This window comes from Subsaxibacter sp. CAU 1640, from assembly GCF_023156585.1.
In the GTDB taxonomy this organism is placed as follows: domain Bacteria; phylum Bacteroidota; class Bacteroidia; order Flavobacteriales; family Flavobacteriaceae; genus JBPOFM01.
Window position 1 is genome coordinate 514,404 of the sequence record NZ_JALNMI010000002.1, and the last position, 24,527, is coordinate 538,930.

Consider the following 24,527-nt stretch of genomic DNA (forward strand, 5'->3'; position numbering starts at 1 on the left):
TTTTTTGTGAAAAACAAAAAAGGATGCCGCTTCAATCCCTAACACGAAATTGGGCTTAAGACCTGTCAGGTTTTAATCAAATTTTTCTTTTTAAATCAAATTTTTCAAGGTAATCGGCAACACGTCTTAAAAAACTGCCTCCCAAATAACCATCCACAACACGATGGTCAAACGACAAGGACAGATACATCATACTGCGAATGGCAATGTCATCACCTTTATCAGTTTCGATAACTTCCGCTCGTTTTTTGATAATTCCCAAGGCCAAAATGGCTACTTCCGGCTGATTGATAATAGGTGTTCCCATCACACTACCAAAGGTTCCAACATTCGAAATTGTAAACGTACTTCCTTTGATATCATCGGCAGCCAATTTGTTATCTCGCGCTTTAGTGGCCAATTCGTTCACATTTTCTGCCAATGATTTCAAGTCTTTCTGATCCGCGTTTTTCACAACTGGAACAATCAAGTTTCCACTTGGCAAAGCAGTCGCCATTCCAATATTGATATGTTCTTTTACGATGATATTTTCACCATCAACAGAAGCATTGATATTCGGAAAATCTTTAATAGCTTTTACAACCGCTTCCACAAATAAAGGTGTGAAGGTCAATTTCTCATTGTATTTCTTCTGAAACGCTTCCTTATTGGCATTCCTCCAATTGACCATATCAGTCAAATCGGCTTCCACGTAGGCTGTGACGTGAGGCGATGTATGTTTGGAATACACCATATGGTCGGCAATCATCTGCCGCATTCGGTCCATCTTGATGATTTTTCCTGTGCCTTTGTCTAAATTCAACTGCGGAATTCGATATGCTGTAGGGTCTTGTTGAAATGGTTGGGCAAACTTATATGGACGACCATCTTCGATATAAGCGAACACGTCACTTTTACGCAATCTGCCTTCAGTTCCTGTTGCTGGAATTCGTGCCAACTCTTCAAAACCGATGTGGTGTTCCTTTGCTATTTTTTGGATTAATGGGGAAAAAAACGTGTTCGAATTTGAAACTGAATATGAAGTTGAACTTGAAGGGCTGGATATCGGTTTTGGTTTAGTAACCTTTGTTTTTTCTTGATGAGATTCCTTCGCTTTGCTCGGAATGACGGTTTCTTTTTTAGATTGAGCTCCTTCTGAAACTTCAAGAAGTGCAATTATCTCTCCAACAGGTACAACGTCTTTTGCTTTGAAAAGTGTTTTCTTCAAGGTTCCAGCAGCTGGTGCAGGAACTTCGTTGTCAACTTTATCTGTGGCGACTTCCAAAAGGATATCGCCTTCCTCAAAACTGTCGCCTTCGTTGACGAGCCAGTTGATGATGGTGCCTTCGGTTATCGATTCGCCCATTTTGGGCATTTTTAAGTCAAATTTTGACATTTTATATTTTAATTTTCTTTTTCAGTTCCAAATTGCGTTAGCGATTGAACGGCTTGTTTGAACTCTCCCAACTTTTCGTCGGGAAGCGAGTAGTGAAAGCGCGACCCTTGTGGTAACGCCCAACTATTGTTTCATAAAATCACGAAGCGTATCATAAATACCTTCTTGGACTTTCATATTCTCTGGAATCTCTCTCAACGGTTCAACCATTCGCAATGTGTCGTGACATTCTGCTGGTAACTGCTGATACAGCTGCGTACCTTTGGTTTTCCAGGCAATCATCTCATCTGAAATATCTTTGATGGCTTTCGCCGGATTGCCTACTATCAATTTACGTCTCGGGAATTTCTCTTCAGCCTTAACGAAACTCATAGCGCCAACGATGCATTCATCACCAATTTCTGCGTCATCCATAATGACGGAATTCATCCCGATGAGGCAGTTTTTGCCCAAATGCGCGCCGTGAATGACCGCACCGTGACCAACGTGAGCGCTTTCCTTTAGTGTAATTGATTTTCCTGGAAACATATGAACGGTACAGTTTTCCTGAACATTCACACCATCTTCCAAAATAATCTGTCCCCAATCGCCACGAATGGCTGCTCCTGGCCCGATGTAACAGTTTTTGCCGATGATGACATTGCCAGTAACCGCTGCCAAAGGGTGCACAAAACTGCTCTCGTGAACAACTGGGATGTAGCCGTTAAATGCGTAAATCATTTATATTGTTTCAATTTCTCTTTCGTGAACTCACTCAACACTAATCTTCCGCTGATTTTTGCTCTCTGTACTAAAAGTTGGTCCCAATCTTCAGTTTCACGCCAAAACATATTCTTCATTTCTGACATTGCCTTTGGATTGTAGCCTTTTAATTTTTCTGTAAAAGCGGTTACGGCGGCATCCAATTCTTCGGTAGTATCAAATACTTTTGCGTATAGTCCCTTTTCCATTGCCCAATTTGCCGAATAAAATGAATCAGCATCCATAGCAATCTGCGACATTGCACTGACACCCAATTTTCTTCGGACAGCTGGCCCTACAACAAATGGTCCAATGCCAACGTTCAATTCACTCAATTTAATATCAGCGAACTTGGTAGCCATACAAAAGTCGGTGGCTGCTGCAAGGCCAACACCACCGCCAACGGTTTTTCCTTGAACTCTACCGATTATGAACTTTGGACATTTTCGCATTGCGTTAATGACATTGGCAAATCCAGAGAAAAACAGCTTTCCTTCATCTTCGTTGGTAATTGAAACAAGTTCTTCAAAACTTGCGCCGGCACAGAATGTGCGGTCACCTCCACTTTGAAGCACAATAACTTTGATGCTGTCGTCTTCGCCTGCATTTGCAATAGCTCTAGCGAGTTCAGACAAGACTTGACTCGGTAGAGAGTTATGTGCAGGGTGGAAAAATTCGATATAGCCTACTCCACTTTTGTTTTTTGTTTTTACGTATGATTCCATATTAGAATTAAGATGTTAGTATCAAGAACAAAGACATTGCTTTAAATTCCATTTTTTAATTGTCAATTAATCCGAATTGCTCGAAATGATGATTCAAGTGTTTTCGTTCCAAGAGATAGGACTCATAACGATTGAGCTCACCAAACACCAAGTTTTTGAGTTTTGCATCTGGATGCTCCTTGAAAAACTCCAAATATTTTGCTCGTTGTTCCTTGAATTTTTGTTTTGCGGTTTCTAAATCGGGATGTTTTAAATCGTCCAATTTATTTTTTTCCAACAAAGGGAAATTAGTGTTCTTTGGAAACTTCTCATAGTTATAGAGACTTGCGTGAACTTTTTCCAAAATCTTTTCTGGTGTGGCAATGTCAAAATCCTGAATTTCGCCAGAAGCAATTTTATAAGTGTATTCCAAATGTTCGAGCATATGCTGTGGCGTCATAATGCCCCAACTTGGTTTGCTGTTTTCGTTCAATTTCGACAAACATTCTTCTATTTTTCCATCAGTCATTTCTACAAAAACCTCCTGCTTTTTCTGAACCATCGTCAGAATGGTTGCAACTGCGACCAATTCATTTTCTGCATCAAAAACCTCAACAAACCATTTTACAATTCCACTTGGATGTTCTGCGGAAGCGACATCTCTATCCATTTTTTGCTTGCAAGTTAGACGCACATAAATCGTATCGTTATGATACAACGGTCGAAGGAATCGACACTCTTCCAATCCATAATTGGCGGCAACTGGCCCTTTATTTGGATAAACAAACAATCCTGCGGCTGCTGAAATGATGAAATAGCCATGAGCTGTGCGTTTTTTGAAAATACTCCCGTCTAACGATGTTATATCGGTGTGGGCATAAAAATGGTCCCAAGTGACATTTGCAAAATTGATAATATCCGTATCTGTTAAAGTGCGTTTATGCGTTTTGAGTGACATTCCAGGTTGAATATCTTCCCAGTGATATTTAAAAGGATGCTGCTCTGCTTCTTTGTATACAGCATTTGGCTGATAAATTCCTGTAATTTCAGTCAATGTTGTAGGCGAACCTTGAATGGCGGTACGCTGCAAATAATGTTTGATGCCTCTCAAACCACCCATTTCCTCTCCACCTCCAGCACGTCCTGGTCCACCGTGAACCAAAAGCGGTAATGGCGAACCGTGACCTGTACTTTGTTTGGCACTTTCTCTGTTCAAAACCAGAATACGTCCATGATGAGACGCGGCATTTACCACATAGTCTTTGGCAATTTTGTCATCATTGGTGGCGATGGATGATACCAAAGAGCCTTTACCCATTTGCGCCAATTGAATTGCTTCGTCCAAGGTTTTATAAGGCATAATGGTGCTTACAGGTCCAAAAGCCTCACGCTCGTGTACTGCTTTGCTTTCAAATGGATGGTCTGCACGCAGTAGAATCGGACTGACGAAAGCTCCTTTTTTGGCATCAGCACCTATGGAATCAATTTTATCTAGATTTCCGTAGACGATTTGGGCTTCCTTGGCAATATCCTGAACCGATTTATGAACAGCTTCCACTTGCTGACGGCTAATCAACGAACCCATTCTAACTTCTTTCAATCGTGGGTCACCAATGGTGACTTTATCAAGTGCCTTGCCTAGGGCAATCTGAACATCCTCTACTCGGTTTTCAGGAACGATGATTCTGCGGATGGCGGTACATTTTTGTCCACATTTTACGGTCATTTCGTTGCGAACTTCTTTGATGAACAAATCAAATTCTGGAGTTCCAGGAATGGCATCTTCACCCAAAACAGAAGCATTCAATGAATCGGCTTCCATCGTAAACGGAACTGATTCCTGAATCAACCTTGGATGCACTTTGAGCAATCTACCTGTTGCAGCCGAACCTGTAAAGGTCACCACATCTTGTGATTCCACAGAATCCAAAATGGTTTTGACGGTTCCGTTGATGATTTGCAGTGCGCCTTCTGGTAAAATTCCTGAATTGATGATTTCCCTTGCAACAGCTTCTGCCAAATACGACGACGAAGGTGCAGGCAAAACCACCGCAGGAACACCAGCCATCCAATTCACTGCACACTTTTCCAACATTCCCCAAACCGGGAAATTAAACGCGTTGATATGCACAGCTACACCCTTTTTTGGCACCATAATGTGATGTGCCATAAAACGTCCGCCACGAGACAAATCAATCGGGTCGCCTTCTACGTGATAGGGTTGATTGGGAAATAATTTTCTCAACGAGGCATTGGCGAACAAATTGCCAAATCCACCTTCGATATCAATCCAGCTATCGATGCGTGTGGCACCTGTTCTGTAACTTAATTCGTAGAATTGCTCTTTTCGTTTGGTAAGATACAATGCCAGACTTTTGAGCATATTGCCGCGCTCTTGAAAGGTCATTTTTCGCAGCGTATCTCCTTTTGTTCTTCCATATTGAAGAATTTCGGGAATGTCCAAACCTTCTATGGCGACACTCGCAAAAGCTTCACCAGTGATGGCATCCAACACAGGTGCACCTTCTTCTGTTCCTGTGGTCCAATTACCTTTTACATAATGTTCAATCTTTCTCATAAGCCTTTTGCTTTATTTAAAGAGATTTCCGTTTTCACGGAAACAATATGTTGTATCTTGTTCATTATCTATTGTTTTAGATTGAAGAATTGAAATTTTCAATCTACCATACTTTATTTAACTTTCCCTCTGCGTTAGGGATTGAGGCATTGTTGGAGCTCCTCGAAGAGAGCGACTGACGAAAGCCCGACCCTTGTGGTAACGCCCAACTATTTATGATAATTTGCATTCTCGATTACGCACGCATATCCTTGCCCAACGCCAATGCACATCGTGACCAATGCATAGCGTTTTCCAGTTTCTTGCAACTCGAGCGCAGCGGAGTACGCAATGCGCGTTCCTGTAACGCCGAGCGGATGGCCTATGGCGATGGAGCCGCCGTTCGGATTCAATCTTGGGTCGTCATCCTTGAGTCCCCAAGCTCTTGTGCACGCCAAGGCTTGAGCGGCAAAAGCTTCATTCAATTCGATTATGTCCATATCTTCCATTGTCAAGCCAGCTTTTGCGAGAGCCTTGTTAGAAGCCTCAACTGGACCAATGCCCATAATGCGAGGCTCAACACCAACCACAGCCGAAGTGACGATGCGAGCCAATGGTTTGAGATTGTATTTTTTTACTGCTTCTTCAGATGCAATAATGGTCGCCGCCGCGCCATCATTCAATCCTGAAGAATTGCCTGCCGTGACGCTGCCACCTTCTTTTTTGAAAGCGCCTCGCAGTTTTGCAAGGACCTCCAAAGTGGTATTAGGTTTTACAAATTCGTCTTTTGAAAATTTGATGGGTTCTTTTTTGCGTTGCGGAATTTCGACCGTTGTGATTTCTTTTGCCAAACGTCCGTTTTCTTGGGCTTTTGAAGCTTTCATCTGGCTCCAATAAGCAAATTTATCCTGGTCTTCACGTGAAATGTTGTATTTCACAACGAGATTTTCGGCTGTTTGCCCCATTCCATCTGTACCGTACATTTCGTGCATTTTCGGATTGACAAATCGCCATCCAAAACTGGAATCGTACATTTTGGCATCGGTACCAAAAGCGCTTGATGGTTTTGCCACGACGTAAGGTCCGCGTGTCATATTTTCGACACCACCAGCGATAAACACATCGCCATCACCAGCTTTTATGGCACGATTGGCGTGAATGATAGCGGACAACCCAGAACTACACAAACGATTGACGGTTTCACCGGGCACTGAAAATGGCAAACCTGCCAATAAAGACGCCATTCTTGCCACATTACGATTGTCTTCTCCTGCCTGATTGGCACAACCCAAAATGACATCGTCATAAGCGTCTTTAGGTATGTTTGGATTTCGTTTGACGATTTCTTCAATCACCAAAGCTGCCAAATCATCCGTTCTTACAGCTGACAATGTGCCTTGATAGCTTCCTATTGGTGTTCGAATGCCGTCTATGATATATGCTTCCATTTATGAAGTTGAAATTGAAGTTGAAATTGAAGTTGAAATTGAGACTTCAATCTCAAATTAATATTTTTATAGTTTAATTTAACAATTCCGAAAAGGTATCTCCTTGTCGGATATCCCCTGTTTTATAACCTCTCATAAACCAGTATTTACGTTGTTCTGATGTGCCGTGCGTAAAGCTGTCCGGATTTACAGAGCCTTGTGTTTTTCGTTGGATGGCATCATCACCAACTGCGTTTGCTGCACTCAAAGCTTCATCAATATCTCCTTCTTCCAAAATGCTTTTGTTTCTGGATGCCCAAACACCTGCATAAAAATCAGCTTGTAACTCCTGTGCTACTGACAATTCATTAGCGCGTGTTTGGTTTGTTTGTTGTTGTAATTGTCTCACTTTTTGAGAAGTACCCAAAAGTGTTTGGATATGATGACCAATTTCATGGGCTGTCACATAAGCGATGGCGAAATCACCACCTTTTGCTCCAAAACGAGACTTTAACTCCTCGAAAAATGCTAAATCCATGTACAATTTTTGGTCAGCTGGACAATAAAAAGGTCCTGATGCCGAGCTTGCATTTCCGCAACCTGTTGACACAGCATCAGTGAACAATACCATAGTTGGTTCTTTGTAAGTTCCGAGATTATTTTCTCTGAAAATTTGATTCCATGTGTCTTCGGTATATACTAAAATATCGTCCATAAAATCTTGCGTTTCCAGTTCTTGAGGCGTTAATTCCCTTTGCTCAACTTGTCCTGATTGTTGCCCTTGATTGATTTGATTTAATACTGGTGCTAATTGCTGACCTGTTTCACCACCAAAAAGCTGTAACAGAATTACAACCACAGCAATGACACCTCCACCAGCGGCCAATTTACCCTTGGAACTCATACCACGACGGTCTTCCAAATTCCCGCTTTTTCTGTTGTCTTGTCTTTTCATAATAGTTTTGTTTTAGAGTTATGTTGATGTTAAACTTCCTTCCAATCTTTTTGGGTTCTATAAACCACACCTTTAAAAAGCGCTACCAATTCCTCGTCTCTTTTCACTTCAATAATATTAAAACCCAACTTGTTATTCACTTTTTCAATCACTGATTCTGCCACCAAATAATCACCTTCATTCAGCGCCTCTATGTGATTGATGCTCGTTTCGATGGACACCGCAAATTTACCGTGTGTGTTGGCCGCAAAACCAAAAGCCGTATCTGCAAGCGAATAACTGATGCCACCGTGCGCTTTTCCCATACTGTTGAGCATTTCTTTCCTGACTGTCATAGCAACTTTGCAGCGACCGATTTCACATTCTAGGATTTCAATACCGAGCCATTGGCTGTAAACATCGAGCGACAACATTTGATATGGAATTTTTTCTCCTTGCATCAAAAAAATATTTTGTTTTCTGCTTTCATTTTCCTCAATAGAGGACTGCAACGGTATCTATCTTCGTGATATTCATTATATAATTCATCCATTTTTGAAACGCACCAATCGATGCCTTTTTCATCTGCCCAAGCCAATAATCCCTTTGGATAATTGACACCTTTTGTCATAGCATTGTCAATATCTTTAGCTGAAGCTATGTTTAAGAATAAAGCATCCGCTGCTTCATTAATAAGCATAATCAAGACTCTATCAAATATTTGTTGTGCTAATTCTTTATCTTCTTTTGGGGTTGGTTGAATAGCACCTTCCGAATAATCATAATAGCCTTTTCCTGATTTTCTGCCTAGATAACCTGCTTCAGAAAAACGCTTTTGAGTGAAACTTGGCTTATATCTTGGGTCAAAATAAAATGCTGCAAAAACGGTTTCGGTAACTGTGTAGTTAACATCATTACCAATAAAATCCATTAGCTCGAATGGTCCCATACGGAAACCTCCTAAAGTTTTTAAACTATGGTCAATGGTGGCAAAATCGGCAATGCCTTCTTCATAGATTCTTAATGACTCGCCATAAAAAGGGCGTGCCACGCGATTGACGATGAATCCTGGCGTGTCCTTTGCAACAGCAACTGTTTTTTTCCAATCAGAAATGGTTTGAACCGATTTTTCTAAAACTTCTTTTGATGTTTGAATGGCTGGAATGACCTCTACCAATGCCATCAAAGGCGCTGGATTGAAAAAATGGATTCCGATGCAACGTTCTGGTTTTTGTAAAGCTGATGCGATAGATGCGATGGATAAGCTTGACGTATTTGAAGCGATGATGCAATCATCAGACACATACGTTTCCAATTCCGAGAAAACTTTCTTTTTGATTTCTAGATTTTCTACAATGGCCTCAATAGTCAAATCGGAATCCGATAAATCTTTTAGATTGTTGACGTACGAAATGTTGTTTTGAATTCTAGATTTTTCTTCTGAATTGATCTTTCCCTTTTCAACCAATCGAGCTAAAATCTTTTCGAGCGATGTTTTAGCCTTGTCTAAAGCTGTATTATTCGTATCAAATAATTTCACCCCACAACCATCAGTAGCAGCAACCTGTGCAATGCCACTTCCCATTGTTCCGCTTCCTATGATTCCTACCTTCATTATTTTCCTTTAAAATTAGGCTTTCTTTTTTCTACGAATGCTGCTACACCTTCTGCATAGTCTTCGGTTTGTGCGGCTTCAATCTGTAATTTTGATTCCAATTTCAGTTGTTGTTCCAAATTATTGGTTAGTGACTGATTCAAGGCATCTTTCATTTTTCCCAATGCAAGAGTGGGTAAATTAGCTAATTTGAAGGCCAATTTTTCAACTTCGGTTTCAAAATGTTCTTGAGGAATCACTTTGTAAATCATTCCCATACGTTCGGCTTCTTCTGCGGAAATTTTGTCCCCCAACATAGCCAATGCCGATGCTTTTTGAAAACCAATCAATCTCGGTAAAAAGAATGTGCCAGCGCTATCAGGAATCAAACCAATCAAACTAAAAGCCTGAATTAAACTGACATTCTCGTGAGCCAACACAACATCACAAGCCAATGCAATATTTGCTCCTGCTCCTGCCGCAACACCATTGACTGCCGCAATAATTGGTTTCTTGATATGTCTAATTCTGGAAATAATTGGGTTGTAATGTTCATCCAAGATTTTTTTAAATCCAGGGTTGAGTTCTGGCGAAGTCACTTCCTTCAAATCTTGTCCAGCACAAAAAGCCTTTCCATTTCCTGTTAGGACAATGGCGCGAACTTGCTCATCTTTCTCACAAGAATCGAATGTATCCTGAAGCCTAAACGCCATCTCACGATTAAAACTGTTGAAGACTTCTGGTCGGTTGAGGGTAATGGTCGCAATATTATTTTCGATTTTTAAAAGAATAGAGCTCATAAATTAATTTGGGAGTTTAAATTCAGGATTATAGATAATACCGATGATATTTTTCCAAGGGTCATATACGGTTGCAAGTTCAATTTCACCACCTACATTATTGGGCTCTTCGTGTTTGGTGGCACCTAAATCGATTAAGTTTTTATAGGTTTTATGAACATCTTCAACGCCCCAGTAAGATAAAACGGTACCATTATCAATACCTTTCGCTTTTTCCTTTGGATGCAATCCCAACTCATAGCCTGCAATGTTAAAACCCACATAATACGGTGTGTCATAATAAGGTTCGGCATTAAAGGCTTTCATATACCATTCTTTGGCTTTTTCCAAATCATCAACCATATACACAACGGTTCGCAATCCTAACATTGAAGATTTATCCATAAATTTTTATTTCAAACATTTAAAATAATCAAAAGGTTCTTGGCAATCGTTGCACTGAAATTGTGCTTTGCAAGCCGTTGAACCAAATTGACTGACCAAGCGCGTATTCGTTGAACCACAATTAGTACATTTTACTATTTTTTTATTTCCTAAAAGTGCATCTTTATCTGCTTCTGCCTCCAAAGGTGCTGCAATGCCGTAATTTTCCAAAGCTTTTCTTCCTTTTGGTGTTATCCAATCAGTCGTCCAAGCAGGAGACAAAATCAAATCAATTTCTGATTCGTAACCAGCTTCTTTTAGAGCTTTTTTGATATCATCACCAATGACATCCATCGCAGGACAACCACTGTACGTCGGAGTTATCTCAATCTTTGCAACGCCATTTTCAATGATTGCAGAACGCACAACACCCATATCCATAATGGAAAGCACTGGAATTTCTGGGTCAGAAACTTGCTCCAAAATTGGGATTAAGAGTTTGTCTATATGTTGTTCTGTTATCGTCATAGATTACCACTCCATATTTGGATAAGCTCGTTGCATATATTGTAAATCGGCAAGCAGATAACCCATATGTTCTGTATGAATGCCTTGCTTCCCGCCTTTTTGGAAATATTTGGATTCCGGAACGGTCAAGGTTGCTTCCTCTAAAACATCAGATACTTTTTGGTAATAGCCATTTTTTAATTTCGAAATATCCACAGCAACACCTTCTTCAAGCATTTCTTCATCAACTTCTGATAAACGAAAAAGCTCGTCTGTATAGGTCCATAAATCATTAATGGCATTTTGAATTCTTTCGTGACTTTCTTCTGTACCATCACCCAAACGTTTTATCCAATCTGAAGAAAAACGTTGATGATACGTCACTTCTTTTATTGACTTTGTAGCGATTGCAGAAAGAATCAAATCCTTACTTTTTTCAAGTTCTTTTAAAAACAGCAGATGATACACGTCAAATAGAAATTGTCTAGCCATCGTATAACCAAAATCGGTATTGGGCTGCTCCACAAGAAGAATATTCAGATAATCTCGTTCCTTGCGCAACATCGCAATATCATCTTCGGTGCGTCCATCAGCAGCAATTTTGGCTGCGTATTGATAATAGCTTCGCACTTGGCCGAACAAATCCAAAGAAATATTGGTACAGGCAATGTCTGTTTCCAAACTTGGACCGTGACCACAAAGCTCACCCATTCGCTGACCGAGAATCAGGGAATTGTCGGCTATTTGGAGGATGTAATTATATAGATTTTCTTTCATCACATATGTTTTACTTCATCCGGCAAATCATAAAAAGTGGGATGACGATAGACTTTATCTTGAGCTGGTTCGAACAGTTCCCCGTTATGCTCTGGATTTGATGCTGTAATGTATTTTGATTCGACCACCCAAATGCTAACACCTTCATTTCGCCTGGTGTAAACGTCACGTGCATTTTCCAAGGCCATTTCCGCATCAGCTGCGTGCAAACTTCCGAAGTGACGATGTTCCAATCCGTTTTTGCTTCTTACGAAGACTTCCCATAAAGGCCAATTTTTTGTTGCCATAATTTCGTTTTTTCTATTCAATAGTTCTCGACTCCGCTCGAACGGACAGAGGATTACACTACTTGCTTCTCTTTTCTATCTTGTTGTTTTTCGGCATAAGCCATCGCCGCATCGCGAACCCATTCACCACGTTCCCAAGCCCCTACTCTGGCCTTCATTCGTTCTTTGTTCATCGGTCCGTGGCCTTTGACCACTTGCCAAAATTCGTCCCAATCAATCTCACCGAAATCATAGCTTTGACGCTCTTCGTTCCATTTTAAATTTGGGTCTGGAATGGTCAATCCAATCAAATCCGCTTGCGGAACCGTTTGGTCAATGAACTGCTGACGCAATTCGTCATTTGATTTGCGTTTCAATTTCCATTTCATTGACTGTTCTGTATGAATAGATTCGGCATCGGTTGGACCCAACATCATCAAACTTGGCCACCACCAACGATTCAGCGCATCTTGCGCCATTTCTTTCTGTTCTGGTGTGCCGTTTGCCAATTTTATCATTATTTCATATCCTTGGCGTTGGTGAAAACTTTCTTCTTTGCACACACGAATCATCGCTCGTGCATACGGTCCATAAGACGTGCTGCACAATGGCACTTGATTGATGATGGCAGCACCATCGACCAACCAACCAATGGCTCCCATATCTGCCCAAGTCAATGTTGGATAATTGAAAATGGAGGAATATTTTGCCTTACCTGTATGCAATTGTTCATACAATTCATCTCGGGAAATGCCCAAGGTTTCGGTTGCGGAATAGAGATACAATCCGTGGCCTGCTTCATCTTGAACTTTCGCCAATAAAGCGACTTTTCTTCGTAACGAAGGTGCTCGGGTTATCCAGTTGCCTTCAGGGAGCATCCCAACGATTTCGGAATGTGCGTGCTGCGACATTTGCCTAATATGCGTTTGACGATACTTTTCTGGCATCCAGTCTTTCGGTTCGATTTTTTCATCGCGTGCGATACGTTCTTCGAACTGTTTCTCTAAATTTTTTATTTGTTCTTCACTCATTTTTTTAGCTTTTGGCTATTGGCTTTTGGCCTTTAGCGTGTTGAACTTCCTTTTTTTAGCTGTTGGCGCGTTAAGGATTGAGGCATTGTTGGAGCTCCTCGAAGAGAGCGACTGCCGACAGCCTGACCCTTTAGGGTAACGACCAAATCAATATTTTAATTTTACACGTCGAAATCAACAACCACATTTTCGCTCGTGGGCACCGCTTGGCAGCTCAACACAAAATTTTGTGCAACTTCCTTGTCTTCCAATGCGTAATTTTTTTTCATCTTGACCGAACCTTCCTTGATCTGACACTTGCAGGTGCTGCAAACACCACCCTTGCAGGCGAACGGCAAATCGGCACCAGCGGCCAGAGCGCCATCGAGGATATTGTCGAAATCATCATCCATAATGAAATGGAACTCTTTGCCGCCATCAATAATGGTGACTTTTGTACCGTCGATTCTTTGCTCGAGGACTTCAGCGATTCTTTTATTTTCCTCTTCTGAACTGCCTGTAAAAAATAGTTCGTAATGAATTTTTGCCTTTGGCAGTCCTGCGGCTTGCAATTCGTCTCGAATTAAGAAAATCATATCTTGTGGACCGCAAATGAACGCGTGCGCCGTGTCTTCGATGTCGATGAACGTTTTGGTCAGGACTTGCATTTTTTCTTTGTCAAAACGACCATTCAAAAATGGAATATCGCGATGCTCTTTTGTCAAAAAATGAAATACCTGGAACCTGCCAAAGAACTCATTTTTAAGTTGTTCGATTTCCTCTTTAAAGATAATGGATTTTACGGTTCTATTCAAGTAGAAAAGCTTGAACGTGCTGTTTGGCTCCTGTCGCAAATGCGTTTTCATAATCGACATCAAAGGCGTGATGCCGCTTCCCGCTGCAAATGCGATATAATTATTGCTCGCGGCAACGTCTACATCTACGAAAAATTCGCCGTGAGGTGCCATCACTTGGAGCGTATCCCCTTTTTTGAGTTCGTTATAGGCAAAATTTGAAAAAACACCTTCGCGAATGGTTTTTACAGCCACTTTCCATTCGTTGTCCAACGGACTTGAACACAACGAGTAGTTGCGTCTAACGTCTTCGCCATTGATGATTTTTCTCAAAGTCAAGTGTTGACCTTGCACAAATTTGAATTTTTCTTTCAATTTTTCAGGAACATCAAAGGAAATGACCACGCAATCCTTTGCTTCCTTATAAATGTCCGAAACCTTTATGTCGTGAAATTCTGCCATACTATTTTAACTAACAATTGTTAGTTTGTATGGCAAATTTACAAAATTAAATGAAAACTATTTGTTAATTCCGTTGATTAGGACCTCGCTCAACTCAATCGACAATTGCTCGCGATTTAGTTCATCCTTTTTTGGTATCCAAAGATAAAGTGAACGCAAGGTCGAGAGGATAGAGAACATCACGATTTCTGGATTAGAATCGATGATTTCGTTGTTTTTTATCCCAGTTTTGATAATTTCCAGAAAATCGCGTTCGTAACTTTTCCGAAGTTGAAGATAATAATCCAACTGATTTTCCAGATGCATCCAATCATTGTTCAACGAAGCCATTCCGTAGGTATTTTGGGCTGTTATCTGCACGTGCAAAACCACAATCTTCTTCAGTTTATTGATAGCGCTCTCATTAGAACTTTTGATATCACTCATCCCTTGCGTGAAGTCTTCGGCAAGCGAGATAATGATGCTTTTCAAAATGTCTTGTTTAGAACTGATATGATTGTATAGACTTGCAGCTTTGATGCCCAATTCAGTTGCCAAATCGCGCATAGTCACAGCACTGTAGCCTTTCTCCTTAAAAAGTTTTGCCGCGGTTAAAATAATTTCTTCTCTACGATTTTCTTGTTTCAAGACTTTGGATGATAAGATATGTTGTAAATTTATACAAAAATCAGACTATGGGATTTTTAGATTTTATTTTCGGTGTAAAAAAAAGACAAATCAAAGAACTACTTGCGAAAGATGCTATCATCCTAGATGTGCGAACACAAAAGGAATGGGAAAATGGCCATATTGAAAATGCGAAACATATTCCACTTGATGAGCTCGAAACACGCGTGGACGAATTGAAAAAACTCAATAAGCCTGTAGTTACCTGTTGTGCCAGCGGTGTGCGTTCGGCTAAAGCCGCAGAATTTCTAAACCTCAACAATATTATTGCCACAAATGGCGGTGGATGGTTGCGTTTGAAAAGCCAACTATAGATTAGTCTTTAAAATTCTCCAATTTTTGGAATTCCTCTGAAGATTTAACCACATCTCCTTTATATTCAAGTGTCCAACCTAGGGAATTTGTAAGGATGTAGAATTTTGCCAATTCGCTTATCAATCGGTTTTGAGCATTGGATTTTAGGTTTGAAGCTTCTATTTTTTTCATCAATTGCCCTTTGACTTTGTCCTTGATTTTATTGTAATCTTCAGCCTCAAACGGATTTAAAAAATCTGCCGAAACATCATAGTATTCAAAATCAGGGTTGATGGTAATTTCCTCTTTCGGAATACTTAAAATTCTTAAAGTTTTGGTGTCCTCATCCAATTCATATTGAATTTGGCTCAAATCATAACCAACCGTGACATCGGCATTGACAACCACCAATGCTTTCTTTTCAACATTCACAAGGTTAGCAAATACAGCCTTCGAATTTTTATAGGTAAATACCTGACTAAAATGACCTTCCGTCACCACCAACTTGCTGACATTCCGTATTTGTTCCTGAATGAGCGCAGAATTTTCCCTTATCTCGGTTTTATCTCGGTCTTTGAACACATAGTTAAAAGCAAAAAGCACCACCAAGATTGCGATGACAACGATTAAAAGTTTACGCATCAAACTCATTGTTTCAACTCTAATTTTTCGGCAAAATAATCGCAGAAATCCTGCATAGTTGCTGTCATTTTTTCATCTTGTGTGGCACGTTGAAATGTATTGCTCATTTCGACCAATGTTTGATGAAAAAACTTCTTCATCTCATCTACAGGCATATCTTTTGTCCATAGGTCAATTCGCAATGTTTCTTGAGCTTTGCTATCCCAAACGGATAACATCATTGCCTTCGCCTCTTCATTTTTGATGCCTCCATCTTGAGCTGTCCAACTCAACTTTTCAGGAACCCGATTTTCATCAAGTTCGATATTCAATTCAATTTTTGATTTTATGTTTTTTGACATTATTTACGTGGTTTATATCTTGAATTATTAAAAATTTCTTCTGCGTCTTTCTGAAGCATATCCATTAACGTCACTTCATTATTTTCCATATAGGACCTCACTATTTGCCAACCAATATATTGTCCCAACCTTCCAGGAGATTCATTATCAAGCTCTAAATAGAATTTGGAAAAAGGCGCATCGGCAGTAAATCGGCTGGGCAAAGAACTATCCGTACTATATAGCAATTCCCTTTCAATAAAATAGCTCCAAATCTGACTTTCATTGGCATCTGCCCAACTTAATTGCTCATCAGTGTAACCTATCTTTTCGACATCGGTTTTAAACGGAATCATTTTATCCTTAAAGTAAAGCTGCTTTCCAAAGTATACCATCTCATCCAACAAAGATTTTCGCTGTGACTGGAAGATATACCTTTGGGAATAGGCTCCGGCCAAATCAACCACAATCTGATTTTTGTTCATATTCTGGACGATGTACCTAGGAATATCTGTATAAAATTCGTGCTCTGAACCCAAATATGTATCAAGAGCAATCACATCAATAGTATCAGATACAAACACTTTATTTCTGTAATCTACATAAGACGTGACTGTAACGACGCGTGGCTCTGTAAAGGTTTTGTCATAATACTTTAAATGTTGAAATAAACTTCTGATATCATTTGTTTCATCCTTAAAATCTGAAAATTCCTTTTTCACTTCTGACCATAATTCCTGCTGAAGTGTATCTTGCATTTGCTCGACCCAAAGAGAATCTGGAACTCTTGACGAAAAGATAAAAGGAAAGGCTGTTTTAAGCTTTGGAAGCTCTGACGGTTTGGCATTCGCAAAGGCTAAATCTACACGCTCCACCTTCACATCTGCATCAATTTGCGTTATTTCATTCTCCAATTTGTCTTCACTTTTGCAAGAAAACAAAAGCGTCAAGACGATTACCAAAAGATTAATTTTCTTCATATACGAAACTAAAAAAACTTAAACGACATTAATTTTTATAAATTATCATATTCGTTTACTTTTGTTAGGCAAAGATACTATTCTTTGCGACAAACATACCTAATTATGAAGACCGAAAAAGTAGTTGACCATATCGTAAATTGGCTAAAGGATTATGCCACAAACGCCAAGGTTAATGGATTTGTCATTGGAATTTCTGGCGGCATTGATTCTGCCGTTACCTCAACCCTTTGTGCCAAAACAGGTTTGAGAGTTTTGTGTGTAGAAATGCCAATCCATCAGCCACCAAGCCACGTAAGTCGAGGTCAAGAACATATAGCACAGCTCAAAAAACGGTTTGAAAATGTTGAGGATAAGTTGGTAGATTTGACACCTGTGTTTGAAGAATTTAAAACCGAAGTTGTTCTGGAAGGCAATCAAGCTACGATAGATATGGCACTTGCGAATACAAGAGCGCGCTTACGTATGACCACTCTATATTATCACGCTGGTTTATATGGACTTTTGGTTGCTGGAACGGGAAACAAAGTAGAGGATTTTGGAGTAGGTTTTTACACAAAGTATGGTGATGGAGGTGTCGATTTAAGCCCAATTGCAGACCTTTTGAAATCTGAAGTTTACACTATTGGCGAATATTTGGAAGTTCCAGAATCTATTATGAAAGCCGCTCCAAGTGATGGCTTATTTGGTGATGCCAGAAGCGATGAAGACCAAATAGGTGCGTCATATCCAGAGTTAGAATGGGCAATGGAAATGAAAGATGAAGGAAAAACTGCAGAAGATTTTGAGGGAAGACAACGAAAAGCTTTTGAAATTTTTATGCGCTTTAACAGGAACAATCAACATAAAATGATTCCAATACCTATTTGTGAAATCCCCAAAGAATTAAAATAACCATTGTGATTTTGGCTACAAAATAAACAATCTATTGTTTTTTTTCTTACTTTTACACAGCAAATCTCCACAAATTTAAAATTGAACATTTAAGTTCTCACTCTTTTGTTATAACTAACCAACAAACATTTTAATCATGATTAAGATATTAATTGTGGATTCTCATCCTATCGTAAGAACTGGCATAGACCTTCTTTTTAAAACGAATGTTGACATAGAAGTCGTAGGAGGTATTGCTAGTGGTATTGAAATTTTTGAATTTGTAAGACGCCATCAGGTTGATGTCATTATTTCTGAAATTGATCTTCCTGAACTTAACGGAATCACTGCATTGCGAGCCATAAAAAAAGAGCATAGTGCCGTCAAAGTTATAATGTTCAGCCATCAACCTGAAGAAATCTATGCAATTAGCACAATCAAAGCTGGTGCTTCTGGGTATGTACATAAATCATCATCAGTGGAGGTTATCAAAGAAGCTATCAAAACAGCCTATGGAGGCGGTATATATTTGAGTCATGATATGGAAAAACACATGAAATTTCATGACACAAAGAACGTAAAAAGCAAAATGTTCAAAAAACTTTCAACTCGAGAGGTTGAAGTTTTAAGGCTTCTTTCCATTGGTAAGAAAAACAAAGAAATTGCCGAAGAATTGGATATTAACGAAAAAACAGTGAGTACTTATAAAGCACGCTTATTTAAAAAGTTGAATGTGACAAACCTTGTTGACTTAATTCATCAAGCGAAGCACAATGAGTTGACTTAGTTCTAGCTACCAACTACTTTTCCTAATTTTTTCGAAAGCAAAGTTTTCAACTTTAGATAATCTCTTATATCTTCCAAGATTGGAAGCATATTTGTTTCAGGGTTTGAAGTCTCATTTTGATATTCCACCACTTTCTGGTCAATCAAGAAACAGCGCAAACTCAATATTGTTTGGGTTACCAATTGAGAAATAGATTCCTTTTTTTCCTTTGGAATGATATGATTGCGCTGCCAATCGTGCAAACGATAACGCTCATCATCCATCAAAATGGTGGTAACCTCATTTGCCATATCTTGATTGAGTTTTCCGATGAAGTCTCTCAATTGAAAATCTTCAGAATGATGCAAAGTATCAATTATTGAATAATATAAAGTTTTGAAATTGGCATCAGAAAACTGCATTTCATCTTCTTGAAGGTCCAAATAGATTTTTTCAAAAACTTTTGCCTTATGAACCACAGGTTCTAAATTTAACTCACCAGTGGTCTCATCTTCCTTAAGAACCAAATCCTCGAAATTTTCAATTTCATTTCCATAGAGTAGCAAAATTTCGATGATCTTACGTTCCAATTCATACTGATAGTTGATTTTTTTCGTAGGTTTTTCGTGCTTGATGACGTTAAAAGCACGTTGTTCCGTCTTGTAGTTTTTGTTAGCTTCTTGATGTTCTTTTTTACTGATTTGAGCCAAGGTACTGAACAGCACTTCTTCGCTGATATCCATAATATAAGAGCATTCTCTTATATAGATTTCCCTTTTGATAGGATCGGGAATTTTTGAAATACTGTTCACTATGTCGCGAATGGTATCAGCCTTTTTGATTGGATCGTTATTAGCTTCTTCAACCAGCAAGCCAGCTTTAAACTGAATGAAGTCCTTTGAATTTTCTTCAAGAAATGTTGATAATTCTTGAAGTGAATTGTGCCTTGCAAAACTATCTGGATCTTCGCCATTCGGAAACATCACAACCTTGACGTTCATTCCTTGTTCCAAAATCAAATCGATTCCTCGAATGGAAGCTCGAATTCCAGCAGCATCACCATCAAATAATACGGTAATATTTTTGGTGAGTCTATTGACTAACCTTATCTGTTCAGGTGTCAAAGCAGTACCAGAAGAAGCCACGACATTTTTGATTCCTTTTTGATAAAATTGAATCACATCTGTATAACCTTCAACCAAATAGCAATTGTCCTCTTTTGCAATGGTTTGTTTGGCTTGAAACAATCCGTAGAGTATTTTGCTTTTATGATAGATATCACTTTCGGGTGAATTTACATATTTGGCGGTTTTCTTATCTGTAACCAAAATACGACCACCAAAACCAAGCACGCGACCGCTCATACTATGAATTGGAAACATCACACGGCCTTTAAAACGGTCGAATTGCCTATCATCTTTAACGATGGTAAGACCTGTTTTTTCAAGAAATTCCAATTGATATCCCTTCTTCAAAGCATCGTCTGTAAAGGCTTGCCATTCATCTAATGAATATCCAAGATTAAACGTTTTGATGGTGTCGTTGGTAAAGCCCCTTTCCTTAAAGTAGCTTAAACCGATAGCCATTCCTTGATCGGTTTTTAAAAGAATTCTTTGGAAATAATCATTTGCAAATTCATTGACCAAGTAAAGACTTTCCCGTTCATTCGCTTCCTCCTTTTGTTCATTGGTCTGCTCGGTTTCTTCAATTTCAATATTGTATTTTTTTGCGAGATATTTAATTGCTTCCGGATACGTAAAATGCTCGTGTTCCATTAAAAACGTAACGGCATTTCCGCCTTTTCCACTACTGAAATCTTTCCAAATTTGTTTTACTGGCGACACCATAAAACTTGGTGAACGCTCATCTGTAAAAGGACTCAACCCTTTGAAGTTGCTTCCAGATTTTTTTAAAGTGACAAAATCACCAATAACCTCCTCTACGCGGGCAGTTTCAAATACTTGTTCTATGGTGGATTTTGAAATCAAAAAATCATCAATTTAAGATGGTAAAAATACTATAAAGTGATTGGATAAAAAATTATTGATTTCCCCATTCAATTTGGAACAAAAAAAGAGCTTGAAAATATTCAAGCCCTTTTCACTAACTCAACACAGAATTAACACTAATCCAAATCGAAACGAATTCCGAGGGAGACATTGTGTTGATCGGCCAATTGATCTTTAAACAAAGTGTTCAGGTCATATTTGGCATACAAGCTCAAACCACCTGCGCCTATATAAGCACTTAAACCATACACAAAATCTGTGGTGTTGTAATCTTTTCGGATTTTTTGCTTCACATTGTCACCATCTTCCTTATAACGAAGTTTTTGTTGCGTGCCAGTATTGAAACCTGCATAACCACCAATACCAAACTTAAATGAGGTTGTGGTTTTATATCTGAAATAGGTATCTTTCTCAATCTTTTTGGAAGGTCCAAATTCAAAATGCACAGGAACCACCAGATTGGTGACTCTAAATTCTGATTCTTTCAATTGGTCTGAAAATGTTTCGAGGGTAGTCATATTCCCATTTTCGATAAAATACTTGTCGTCTTTAGGTGAAAATTTATTCCATTGAAAAGAAAATCCATACTTCAATCTCACGGCATTGGATTCTTTCAATAAACGCGTTTTCCAAGCCCAACCCAATTCAACAAAACCAGAATTAAAGCTGTATGGCGTTTTGCCAAAATCTACGTCATCGATAATAGCGTTATTCAATCCTATTGCAAAAACAAGAGCACTTGTGGTACGTTTATCATATTGTTTAGGCTTATTTTTTCGGTTTATTTTCAATCCAGAAAAAGACCCAATGCTAATGCCAACTTCCGTAGAACTTTCATCTTCATCATAATACTCTTCATTTCTTTGGAGAAGTGCAATTTTATTATCGACAATAGCTATTCGATTTTCAATGTTTAAAGCTCTCTTTTTTGCAGCTTCTTGCTTTAATTCATCGGCCTGCTCTTTGGTAATTTCACCCTTTTCCAATCGTTCATTGATGTTTTCGACTTCCTGTTTGAGATATTCTTTTTCTTCTTTTGTTATCTCTTCTTTAAGCAATTGCAGCTTATCAATTTGAAATTGATTTGTCGCAACTTTGAGTGTGTCTTGTGCATTTGCCTTGCTGCAGATAACGCATAGGCTAACCAGCACAACCAATTTGGTAATTGTGTTCATAACTGTTCGTTTTTTAATTGATGATTATTTTTCCATTAATTGTTACGCTCGGCGACTGCAGTTCTTACCGACTCATAACCTGATTGCAAGGCTTCAAAAACCTTACTCCTGAACGATTGTTGCAAATCTTCTTCAACGTCTTGAAGGAGTGCATTGGCATCAACCGTTCTAGTATTTTCATTATATAATCTATTAGATAAAATTTCTTTTTGTGCTTGTTTCAACAAGCTATCTATTTCGGTATCTGTGACTGTTTTACCGCTTGATTTCAAATTTTTGATTTGAGCCACAACATCTTGAACCATTTGATTTTCAAAAGTGAGTGTAGTATTCTTTATTTCATTAACCTCTTTGATGGATTCTTCCGGTTTAGGTTTTTCTATTTCAGCAACCATAATTTCTTCGGAAATTGATTTCTCTGAATGCTTTTTATCTATTTTAATCACTTCAGAATCAGATTTATTTACACTTTCATTTTTGGACTTCTTTACATCTGCAACCACTTCATCTTCTTTAGTGACATCGACAGCAATTTGATTCTTTTCATTGACATTTTCTGATTGAGATGCATCATTTTTTACATCAACCACCGCAGGCGTATGACTTTTATCATAAGAATTATTGAAATACAATATCGATATGAATAAAATTCCCACCACACTTGCCGCAACACCAATCCACCAATAACGTGAGTTGTTCTTTTTATGCTGCTCCTCATCAAGACGCTTCGCCAAGGTTGCCCAACTTTCTGCCGAAGGCTGCAAGCTTCGCTTTTCGAGCTTATCCTTCATTTGCTCTTCATATTTAATTGGTGCCATAGCTAGATTTATTTAGTTCATTAATTTTTTGCTGCAAGAGTTGTCTTGCTTTAAACAATTGAGATTTTGAAGTACCTTCTGTGATTTTTAAAATCTCGGCAATTTCTTGATGTTTGTAACCCTCTATCGCGTACATAACAAACACCACTTTATATCCTTCTGGCAAATCATCAATCAATTGTTGAATTTCTGCAACTTCAATTTCTGTCTGGATATTATTGGTATGGTCGTGATTCACCTCAAATTCATCGACCACTAATTCCACATTTTTTTGTTGTCTTAAATGCGAAATAGCTTCCCTTACCATAATCCGTCTTAACCATCCTTCAAAATTGCCTTCGTTTCTGAAAGAGTTTAAATTCGTAAAAGCCTTGAAAAATCCGTTCAACATCACCTCTTCAGCTTTTTGTACATCTTTCACATAATAGCGACAAACGCTCAACATTTTTGGCGAATGTAATTCGTAAAGCACGTGTTGTGCCTCGCGATTATTTTTCGCTGCTTTACTGATAAGTTCAGTGCTATTATTATGAAGCTGTATAACTTTCAAAAGCGGTTTTGTTAGGTCTTCTATTTACAAAGACGCAAAAGTTGTACAAAAGGTTGCCTGAAGATTGAAAAAATTATTTTTTTCGCTCTATGACGTAATTTACCATAAGGTTCAAAGATGCCTTATATTCTGAATCTGGATACATCTCAAGGAGTTTCAATGCTTCGTTTTTAAAGCTTTCCATTTTTGAAATTGCGTATTCCAATCCGCCATTTTTCTTTACGAAATCAATCACCTGCTTAACGCGCTCTTTGTCTTTATTATGATTTTTGATGGAGTTGATAAGCCACTTTTTATCCTTTTTAGAACAATTATTGAGTACATAAATCAACGGCAAAGTCATCTTTTGCTCTTTAATATCGATACCTGTTGGTTTTCCGATAGCTTCTTCGCCATAATCAAACAAATCATCTTTGATTTGAAATGCCATACCAATAAGCTCTCCAAATTTTCGCATTTTTTCGACATCATCCGAATTTGGTTTTACAGAAGCTGCACCAAGACTACAGCAGGCAGCAATTAAGGTTGCTGTTTTTTGGCGAATGATTTCGTAATAGATGTCTTCAGTGATATCAAGTCGTCGCGCTTTTTCAATCTGAAGCAACTCACCTTCGCTCATCTCTCTTACTGCAACGGAAATGATTTTCAATAAATCGAAATCGTTATTATCAATGGAAAGCAATAAACCTTTTGACAACAAATAATCGCCTATTAGAACGGCAATTTTGTTTTTCCAAAGTGCATTTATGGAGAAAAAACCTCGTCTTCTATTACTGTCGTCAACCACATCGTCATGCACCAAAGTTGCCGTATGAATCAATTCAATGACTGAAGCACCACGATAGGTTCGTTCGCTCACCTGGCCATTATCAATCATTTTTGCTACCAAAAACACAAACATAGGCCGCATCTGTTTGCCTTTACGATTGACGATGTATGTTGTAATGCGATTGAGAAGTGCCACTTTGCTTGACATAGATAGCAGAAACTTTTGCTCGAAAAGTTCCATTTCGTAAGCAACAGGAAGTTTTATTTGTTCAACTATTTTCAAAAATGGCCAGATAAAATCTAATACAAACGTAATAAAAATGTAGATTATAACCCATGGTTATGATTATAGATT

The 24,527-nt window shown here is 38.8% G+C and carries 27 protein-coding genes; 3 read left to right on the forward strand and 24 right to left on the reverse strand.

Annotation, left to right across the window (positions count from 1 at the left end; translation table 11 throughout):
* Positions 1 to 76 precede the first annotated feature (76 nt).
* The 16 genes from M0G43_RS06850 to M0G43_RS06925 all read right to left on the reverse strand — a co-directional run bounded on the left by M0G43_RS06850 (position 77) and on the right by M0G43_RS06925 (position 14,938).
* Positions 77 to 1,375, reverse strand: a complete 1,299-nt coding sequence (locus M0G43_RS06850; RefSeq protein WP_248024624.1) for a dihydrolipoamide acetyltransferase family protein — start codon at positions 1,373 to 1,375, stop codon at positions 77 to 79.
* Between the two features lie 123 nt (positions 1,376 to 1,498).
* On the reverse strand, positions 1,499 to 2,095 hold the full coding sequence (locus tag M0G43_RS06855; RefSeq protein ID WP_248024626.1) for a transferase hexapeptide repeat family protein: 597 nt from the start codon (positions 2,093 to 2,095) through the stop codon (positions 1,499 to 1,501).
* Positions 2,092 to 2,841 carry an enoyl-CoA hydratase/isomerase family protein gene (locus M0G43_RS06860; protein WP_248024628.1) on the reverse strand — a complete coding sequence of 250 codons (750 nt, stop codon included), beginning with the start codon at positions 2,839 to 2,841 and terminating at the stop codon, positions 2,092 to 2,094. The genes M0G43_RS06855 and M0G43_RS06860 overlap by 4 nt, the downstream gene beginning before the upstream one ends.
* Before the next feature lie 55 nt (positions 2,842 to 2,896).
* Positions 2,897 to 5,398, reverse strand: a complete 2,502-nt coding sequence (gene paaZ, locus M0G43_RS06865; RefSeq protein WP_248024630.1) for a phenylacetic acid degradation bifunctional protein PaaZ — start codon at positions 5,396 to 5,398, stop codon at positions 2,897 to 2,899.
* A gap of 209 nt (positions 5,399 to 5,607) precedes the next feature.
* On the reverse strand, positions 5,608 to 6,825 hold the full coding sequence (gene pcaF / locus M0G43_RS06870) for a 3-oxoadipyl-CoA thiolase (RefSeq protein WP_248024631.1): 1,218 nt from the start codon (positions 6,823 to 6,825) through the stop codon (positions 5,608 to 5,610).
* A gap of 73 nt (positions 6,826 to 6,898) precedes the next feature.
* Positions 6,899 to 7,759 carry a neutral zinc metallopeptidase gene (locus M0G43_RS06875; RefSeq protein ID WP_248024632.1) on the reverse strand — a complete coding sequence of 287 codons (861 nt, stop codon included), beginning with the start codon at positions 7,757 to 7,759 and terminating at the stop codon, positions 6,899 to 6,901.
* Positions 7,760 to 7,788: 29 nt separating this feature from the next.
* The gene (locus tag M0G43_RS06880) at positions 7,789 to 8,199 is read right to left on the reverse strand and encodes a PaaI family thioesterase (protein WP_248024633.1); all 411 of its coding nucleotides are present in this window, start codon (positions 8,197 to 8,199) and stop codon (positions 7,789 to 7,791) included.
* On the reverse strand, positions 8,199 to 9,353 hold the full coding sequence (locus M0G43_RS06885) for a 3-hydroxyacyl-CoA dehydrogenase NAD-binding domain-containing protein (RefSeq protein WP_248024634.1): 1,155 nt from the start codon (positions 9,351 to 9,353) through the stop codon (positions 8,199 to 8,201). The genes M0G43_RS06880 and M0G43_RS06885 overlap by 1 nt, the downstream gene beginning before the upstream one ends.
* Positions 9,353 to 10,132: an enoyl-CoA hydratase-related protein gene (locus M0G43_RS06890; RefSeq protein WP_248024635.1), complete on the reverse strand. Its 780-nt coding sequence runs from the start codon at positions 10,130 to 10,132 to the stop codon at positions 9,353 to 9,355. The genes M0G43_RS06885 and M0G43_RS06890 overlap by 1 nt, the downstream gene beginning before the upstream one ends.
* Positions 10,133 to 10,135: 3 nt before the next feature.
* Complete coding sequence (locus M0G43_RS06895; RefSeq protein ID WP_248024636.1) at positions 10,136 to 10,516, reverse strand: VOC family protein; 381 nt, start codon at positions 10,514 to 10,516, stop codon at positions 10,136 to 10,138.
* A 6-nt stretch (positions 10,517 to 10,522) separates the two neighbouring features.
* On the reverse strand, positions 10,523 to 11,023 hold the full coding sequence (gene paaD / locus M0G43_RS06900; protein WP_248024637.1) for a 1,2-phenylacetyl-CoA epoxidase subunit PaaD: 501 nt from the start codon (positions 11,021 to 11,023) through the stop codon (positions 10,523 to 10,525).
* Positions 11,024 to 11,026: 3 nt separating this feature from the next.
* Positions 11,027 to 11,779, reverse strand: coding sequence for a 1,2-phenylacetyl-CoA epoxidase subunit PaaC (paaC, locus tag M0G43_RS06905; RefSeq protein ID WP_248024638.1), 753 nt, complete (start codon positions 11,777 to 11,779; stop codon positions 11,027 to 11,029).
* Entirely contained in the window at positions 11,779 to 12,066 is a 288-nt protein-coding gene (gene paaB / locus M0G43_RS06910) for a 1,2-phenylacetyl-CoA epoxidase subunit PaaB (RefSeq protein WP_248024639.1), read from the reverse strand. Before paaB ends, paaC begins: the two co-directional genes overlap by 1 nt.
* Positions 12,067 to 12,119: 53 nt before the next feature.
* On the reverse strand, positions 12,120 to 13,076 hold the full coding sequence (paaA, locus tag M0G43_RS06915) for a 1,2-phenylacetyl-CoA epoxidase subunit PaaA (RefSeq protein WP_248024640.1): 957 nt from the start codon (positions 13,074 to 13,076) through the stop codon (positions 12,120 to 12,122).
* 161 nt (positions 13,077 to 13,237) lie between these two features.
* Complete coding sequence (paaE, locus tag M0G43_RS06920; RefSeq protein ID WP_248024641.1) at positions 13,238 to 14,311, reverse strand: 1,2-phenylacetyl-CoA epoxidase subunit PaaE; 1,074 nt, start codon at positions 14,309 to 14,311, stop codon at positions 13,238 to 13,240.
* A 57-nt stretch (positions 14,312 to 14,368) separates the two neighbouring features.
* A complete protein-coding gene (locus M0G43_RS06925; protein WP_248024642.1) occupies positions 14,369 to 14,938 on the reverse strand; it encodes a TetR/AcrR family transcriptional regulator in 570 nt (189 codons plus the stop codon).
* Between the two features lie 47 nt (positions 14,939 to 14,985).
* Here M0G43_RS06925 and M0G43_RS06930 point away from each other — a divergent pair, with 47 nt between their 5' ends.
* A complete protein-coding gene (locus tag M0G43_RS06930; protein ID WP_248024643.1) occupies positions 14,986 to 15,291 on the forward strand; it encodes a rhodanese-like domain-containing protein in 306 nt (101 codons plus the stop codon).
* 1 nt (position 15,292) lies between these two features.
* Here the strand turns inward: M0G43_RS06930 and M0G43_RS06935 are convergent, their stop codons facing one another.
* From M0G43_RS06935 to gldB, 3 genes are read right to left on the reverse strand one after another with little or no spacing between them, the layout of a single operon-like run.
* The gene (locus tag M0G43_RS06935) at positions 15,293 to 15,913 is read right to left on the reverse strand and encodes a DUF4230 domain-containing protein (RefSeq protein ID WP_248024644.1); all 621 of its coding nucleotides are present in this window, start codon (positions 15,911 to 15,913) and stop codon (positions 15,293 to 15,295) included.
* 5 nt (positions 15,914 to 15,918) lie between these two features.
* The gene (gene gldC / locus M0G43_RS06940; RefSeq protein WP_248024645.1) at positions 15,919 to 16,254 is read right to left on the reverse strand and encodes a gliding motility protein GldC; all 336 of its coding nucleotides are present in this window, start codon (positions 16,252 to 16,254) and stop codon (positions 15,919 to 15,921) included.
* Positions 16,254 to 17,213, reverse strand: coding sequence for a gliding motility lipoprotein GldB (gldB, locus tag M0G43_RS06945; RefSeq protein WP_248024646.1), 960 nt, complete (start codon positions 17,211 to 17,213; stop codon positions 16,254 to 16,256). The genes gldC and gldB overlap by 1 nt, the downstream gene beginning before the upstream one ends.
* Positions 17,214 to 17,318: 105 nt before the next feature.
* Between gldB and nadE the strand changes: the two genes are divergently transcribed.
* Both nadE and M0G43_RS06955 read left to right on the forward strand, forming a co-directional pair.
* Positions 17,319 to 18,107: an NAD(+) synthase gene (gene nadE / locus M0G43_RS06950; protein WP_248024647.1), complete on the forward strand. Its 789-nt coding sequence runs from the start codon at positions 17,319 to 17,321 to the stop codon at positions 18,105 to 18,107.
* A 136-nt stretch (positions 18,108 to 18,243) separates the two neighbouring features.
* On the forward strand, positions 18,244 to 18,873 hold the full coding sequence (locus M0G43_RS06955) for a response regulator transcription factor (protein WP_248024649.1): 630 nt from the start codon (positions 18,244 to 18,246) through the stop codon (positions 18,871 to 18,873).
* 2 nt (positions 18,874 to 18,875) lie between these two features.
* Here the strand turns inward: M0G43_RS06955 and dnaG are convergent, their stop codons facing one another.
* The 5 genes from dnaG to M0G43_RS06980 form a co-directional block, all read right to left on the reverse strand.
* Positions 18,876 to 20,840, reverse strand: a complete 1,965-nt coding sequence (gene dnaG, locus M0G43_RS06960) for a DNA primase (protein WP_248024650.1) — start codon at positions 20,838 to 20,840, stop codon at positions 18,876 to 18,878.
* 137 nt (positions 20,841 to 20,977) lie between these two features.
* Positions 20,978 to 22,036, reverse strand: coding sequence for a hypothetical protein (locus M0G43_RS06965; protein ID WP_248024651.1), 1,059 nt, complete (start codon positions 22,034 to 22,036; stop codon positions 20,978 to 20,980).
* Positions 22,037 to 22,071: 35 nt separating this feature from the next.
* Complete coding sequence (locus tag M0G43_RS06970; RefSeq protein WP_248024652.1) at positions 22,072 to 22,854, reverse strand: hypothetical protein; 783 nt, start codon at positions 22,852 to 22,854, stop codon at positions 22,072 to 22,074.
* Positions 22,841 to 23,404: an RNA polymerase sigma factor gene (locus M0G43_RS06975; protein ID WP_248024653.1), complete on the reverse strand. Its 564-nt coding sequence runs from the start codon at positions 23,402 to 23,404 to the stop codon at positions 22,841 to 22,843. The genes M0G43_RS06970 and M0G43_RS06975 overlap by 14 nt, the downstream gene beginning before the upstream one ends.
* A 73-nt stretch (positions 23,405 to 23,477) precedes the next feature.
* Positions 23,478 to 24,455 (reverse strand): polyprenyl synthetase family protein, encoded by a 978-nt coding sequence (locus M0G43_RS06980; protein WP_248024654.1) that lies wholly within the window; start codon positions 24,453 to 24,455, stop codon positions 23,478 to 23,480.
* Positions 24,456 to 24,527 lie beyond the last annotated feature (72 nt).

Bases quoted from the DNA above. Each gene is read 5' to 3' on its own strand.
- M0G43_RS06850 (WP_248024624.1), bottom strand. From the start codon at position 1,375: ATGTCAAAATTTGACTTAAAAATGCCCAAAATGGGCGAATCGATAACC.
- M0G43_RS06855 (WP_248024626.1), bottom strand. From the start codon at position 2,095: ATGATTTACGCATTTAACGGCTACATCCCAGTTGTTCACGAGAGCAGT.
- M0G43_RS06860 (WP_248024628.1), bottom strand. From the start codon at position 2,841: ATGGAATCATACGTAAAAACAAAAAACAAAAGTGGAGTAGGCTATATC.
- paaZ (WP_248024630.1), bottom strand. From the start codon at position 5,398: ATGAGAAAGATTGAACATTATGTAAAAGGTAATTGGACCACAGGAACA.
- pcaF (WP_248024631.1), bottom strand. From the start codon at position 6,825: ATGGAAGCATATATCATAGACGGCATTCGAACACCAATAGGAAGCTAT.
- M0G43_RS06875 (WP_248024632.1), bottom strand. From the start codon at position 7,759: ATGAAAAGACAAGACAACAGAAAAAGCGGGAATTTGGAAGACCGTCGT.
- M0G43_RS06880 (WP_248024633.1), bottom strand. From the start codon at position 8,199: ATGCAAGGAGAAAAAATTCCATATCAAATGTTGTCGCTCGATGTTTAC.
- M0G43_RS06885 (WP_248024634.1), bottom strand. From the start codon at position 9,353: ATGAAGGTAGGAATCATAGGAAGCGGAACAATGGGAAGTGGCATTGCA.
- M0G43_RS06890 (WP_248024635.1), bottom strand. From the start codon at position 10,132: ATGAGCTCTATTCTTTTAAAAATCGAAAATAATATTGCGACCATTACC.
- M0G43_RS06895 (WP_248024636.1), bottom strand. From the start codon at position 10,516: ATGGATAAATCTTCAATGTTAGGATTGCGAACCGTTGTGTATATGGTT.
- paaD (WP_248024637.1), bottom strand. From the start codon at position 11,023: ATGACGATAACAGAACAACATATAGACAAACTCTTAATCCCAATTTTG.
- paaC (WP_248024638.1), bottom strand. From the start codon at position 11,779: ATGAAAGAAAATCTATATAATTACATCCTCCAAATAGCCGACAATTCC.
- paaB (WP_248024639.1), bottom strand. From the start codon at position 12,066: ATGGCAACAAAAAATTGGCCTTTATGGGAAGTCTTCGTAAGAAGCAAA.
- paaA (WP_248024640.1), bottom strand. From the start codon at position 13,076: ATGAGTGAAGAACAAATAAAAAATTTAGAGAAACAGTTCGAAGAACGT.
- paaE (WP_248024641.1), bottom strand. From the start codon at position 14,311: ATGGCAGAATTTCACGACATAAAGGTTTCGGACATTTATAAGGAAGCA.
- M0G43_RS06930 (WP_248024643.1), top strand. From the start codon at position 14,986: ATGGGATTTTTAGATTTTATTTTCGGTGTAAAAAAAAGACAAATCAAA.
- M0G43_RS06935 (WP_248024644.1), bottom strand. From the start codon at position 15,913: ATGCGTAAACTTTTAATCGTTGTCATCGCAATCTTGGTGGTGCTTTTT.
- gldC (WP_248024645.1), bottom strand. From the start codon at position 16,254: ATGTCAAAAAACATAAAATCAAAAATTGAATTGAATATCGAACTTGAT.
- gldB (WP_248024646.1), bottom strand. From the start codon at position 17,213: ATGAAGAAAATTAATCTTTTGGTAATCGTCTTGACGCTTTTGTTTTCT.
- nadE (WP_248024647.1), top strand. From the start codon at position 17,319: ATGAAGACCGAAAAAGTAGTTGACCATATCGTAAATTGGCTAAAGGAT.
- M0G43_RS06955 (WP_248024649.1), top strand. From the start codon at position 18,244: ATGATTAAGATATTAATTGTGGATTCTCATCCTATCGTAAGAACTGGC.
- M0G43_RS06965 (WP_248024651.1), bottom strand. From the start codon at position 22,036: ATGAACACAATTACCAAATTGGTTGTGCTGGTTAGCCTATGCGTTATC.
- M0G43_RS06970 (WP_248024652.1), bottom strand. From the start codon at position 22,854: ATGGCACCAATTAAATATGAAGAGCAAATGAAGGATAAGCTCGAAAAG.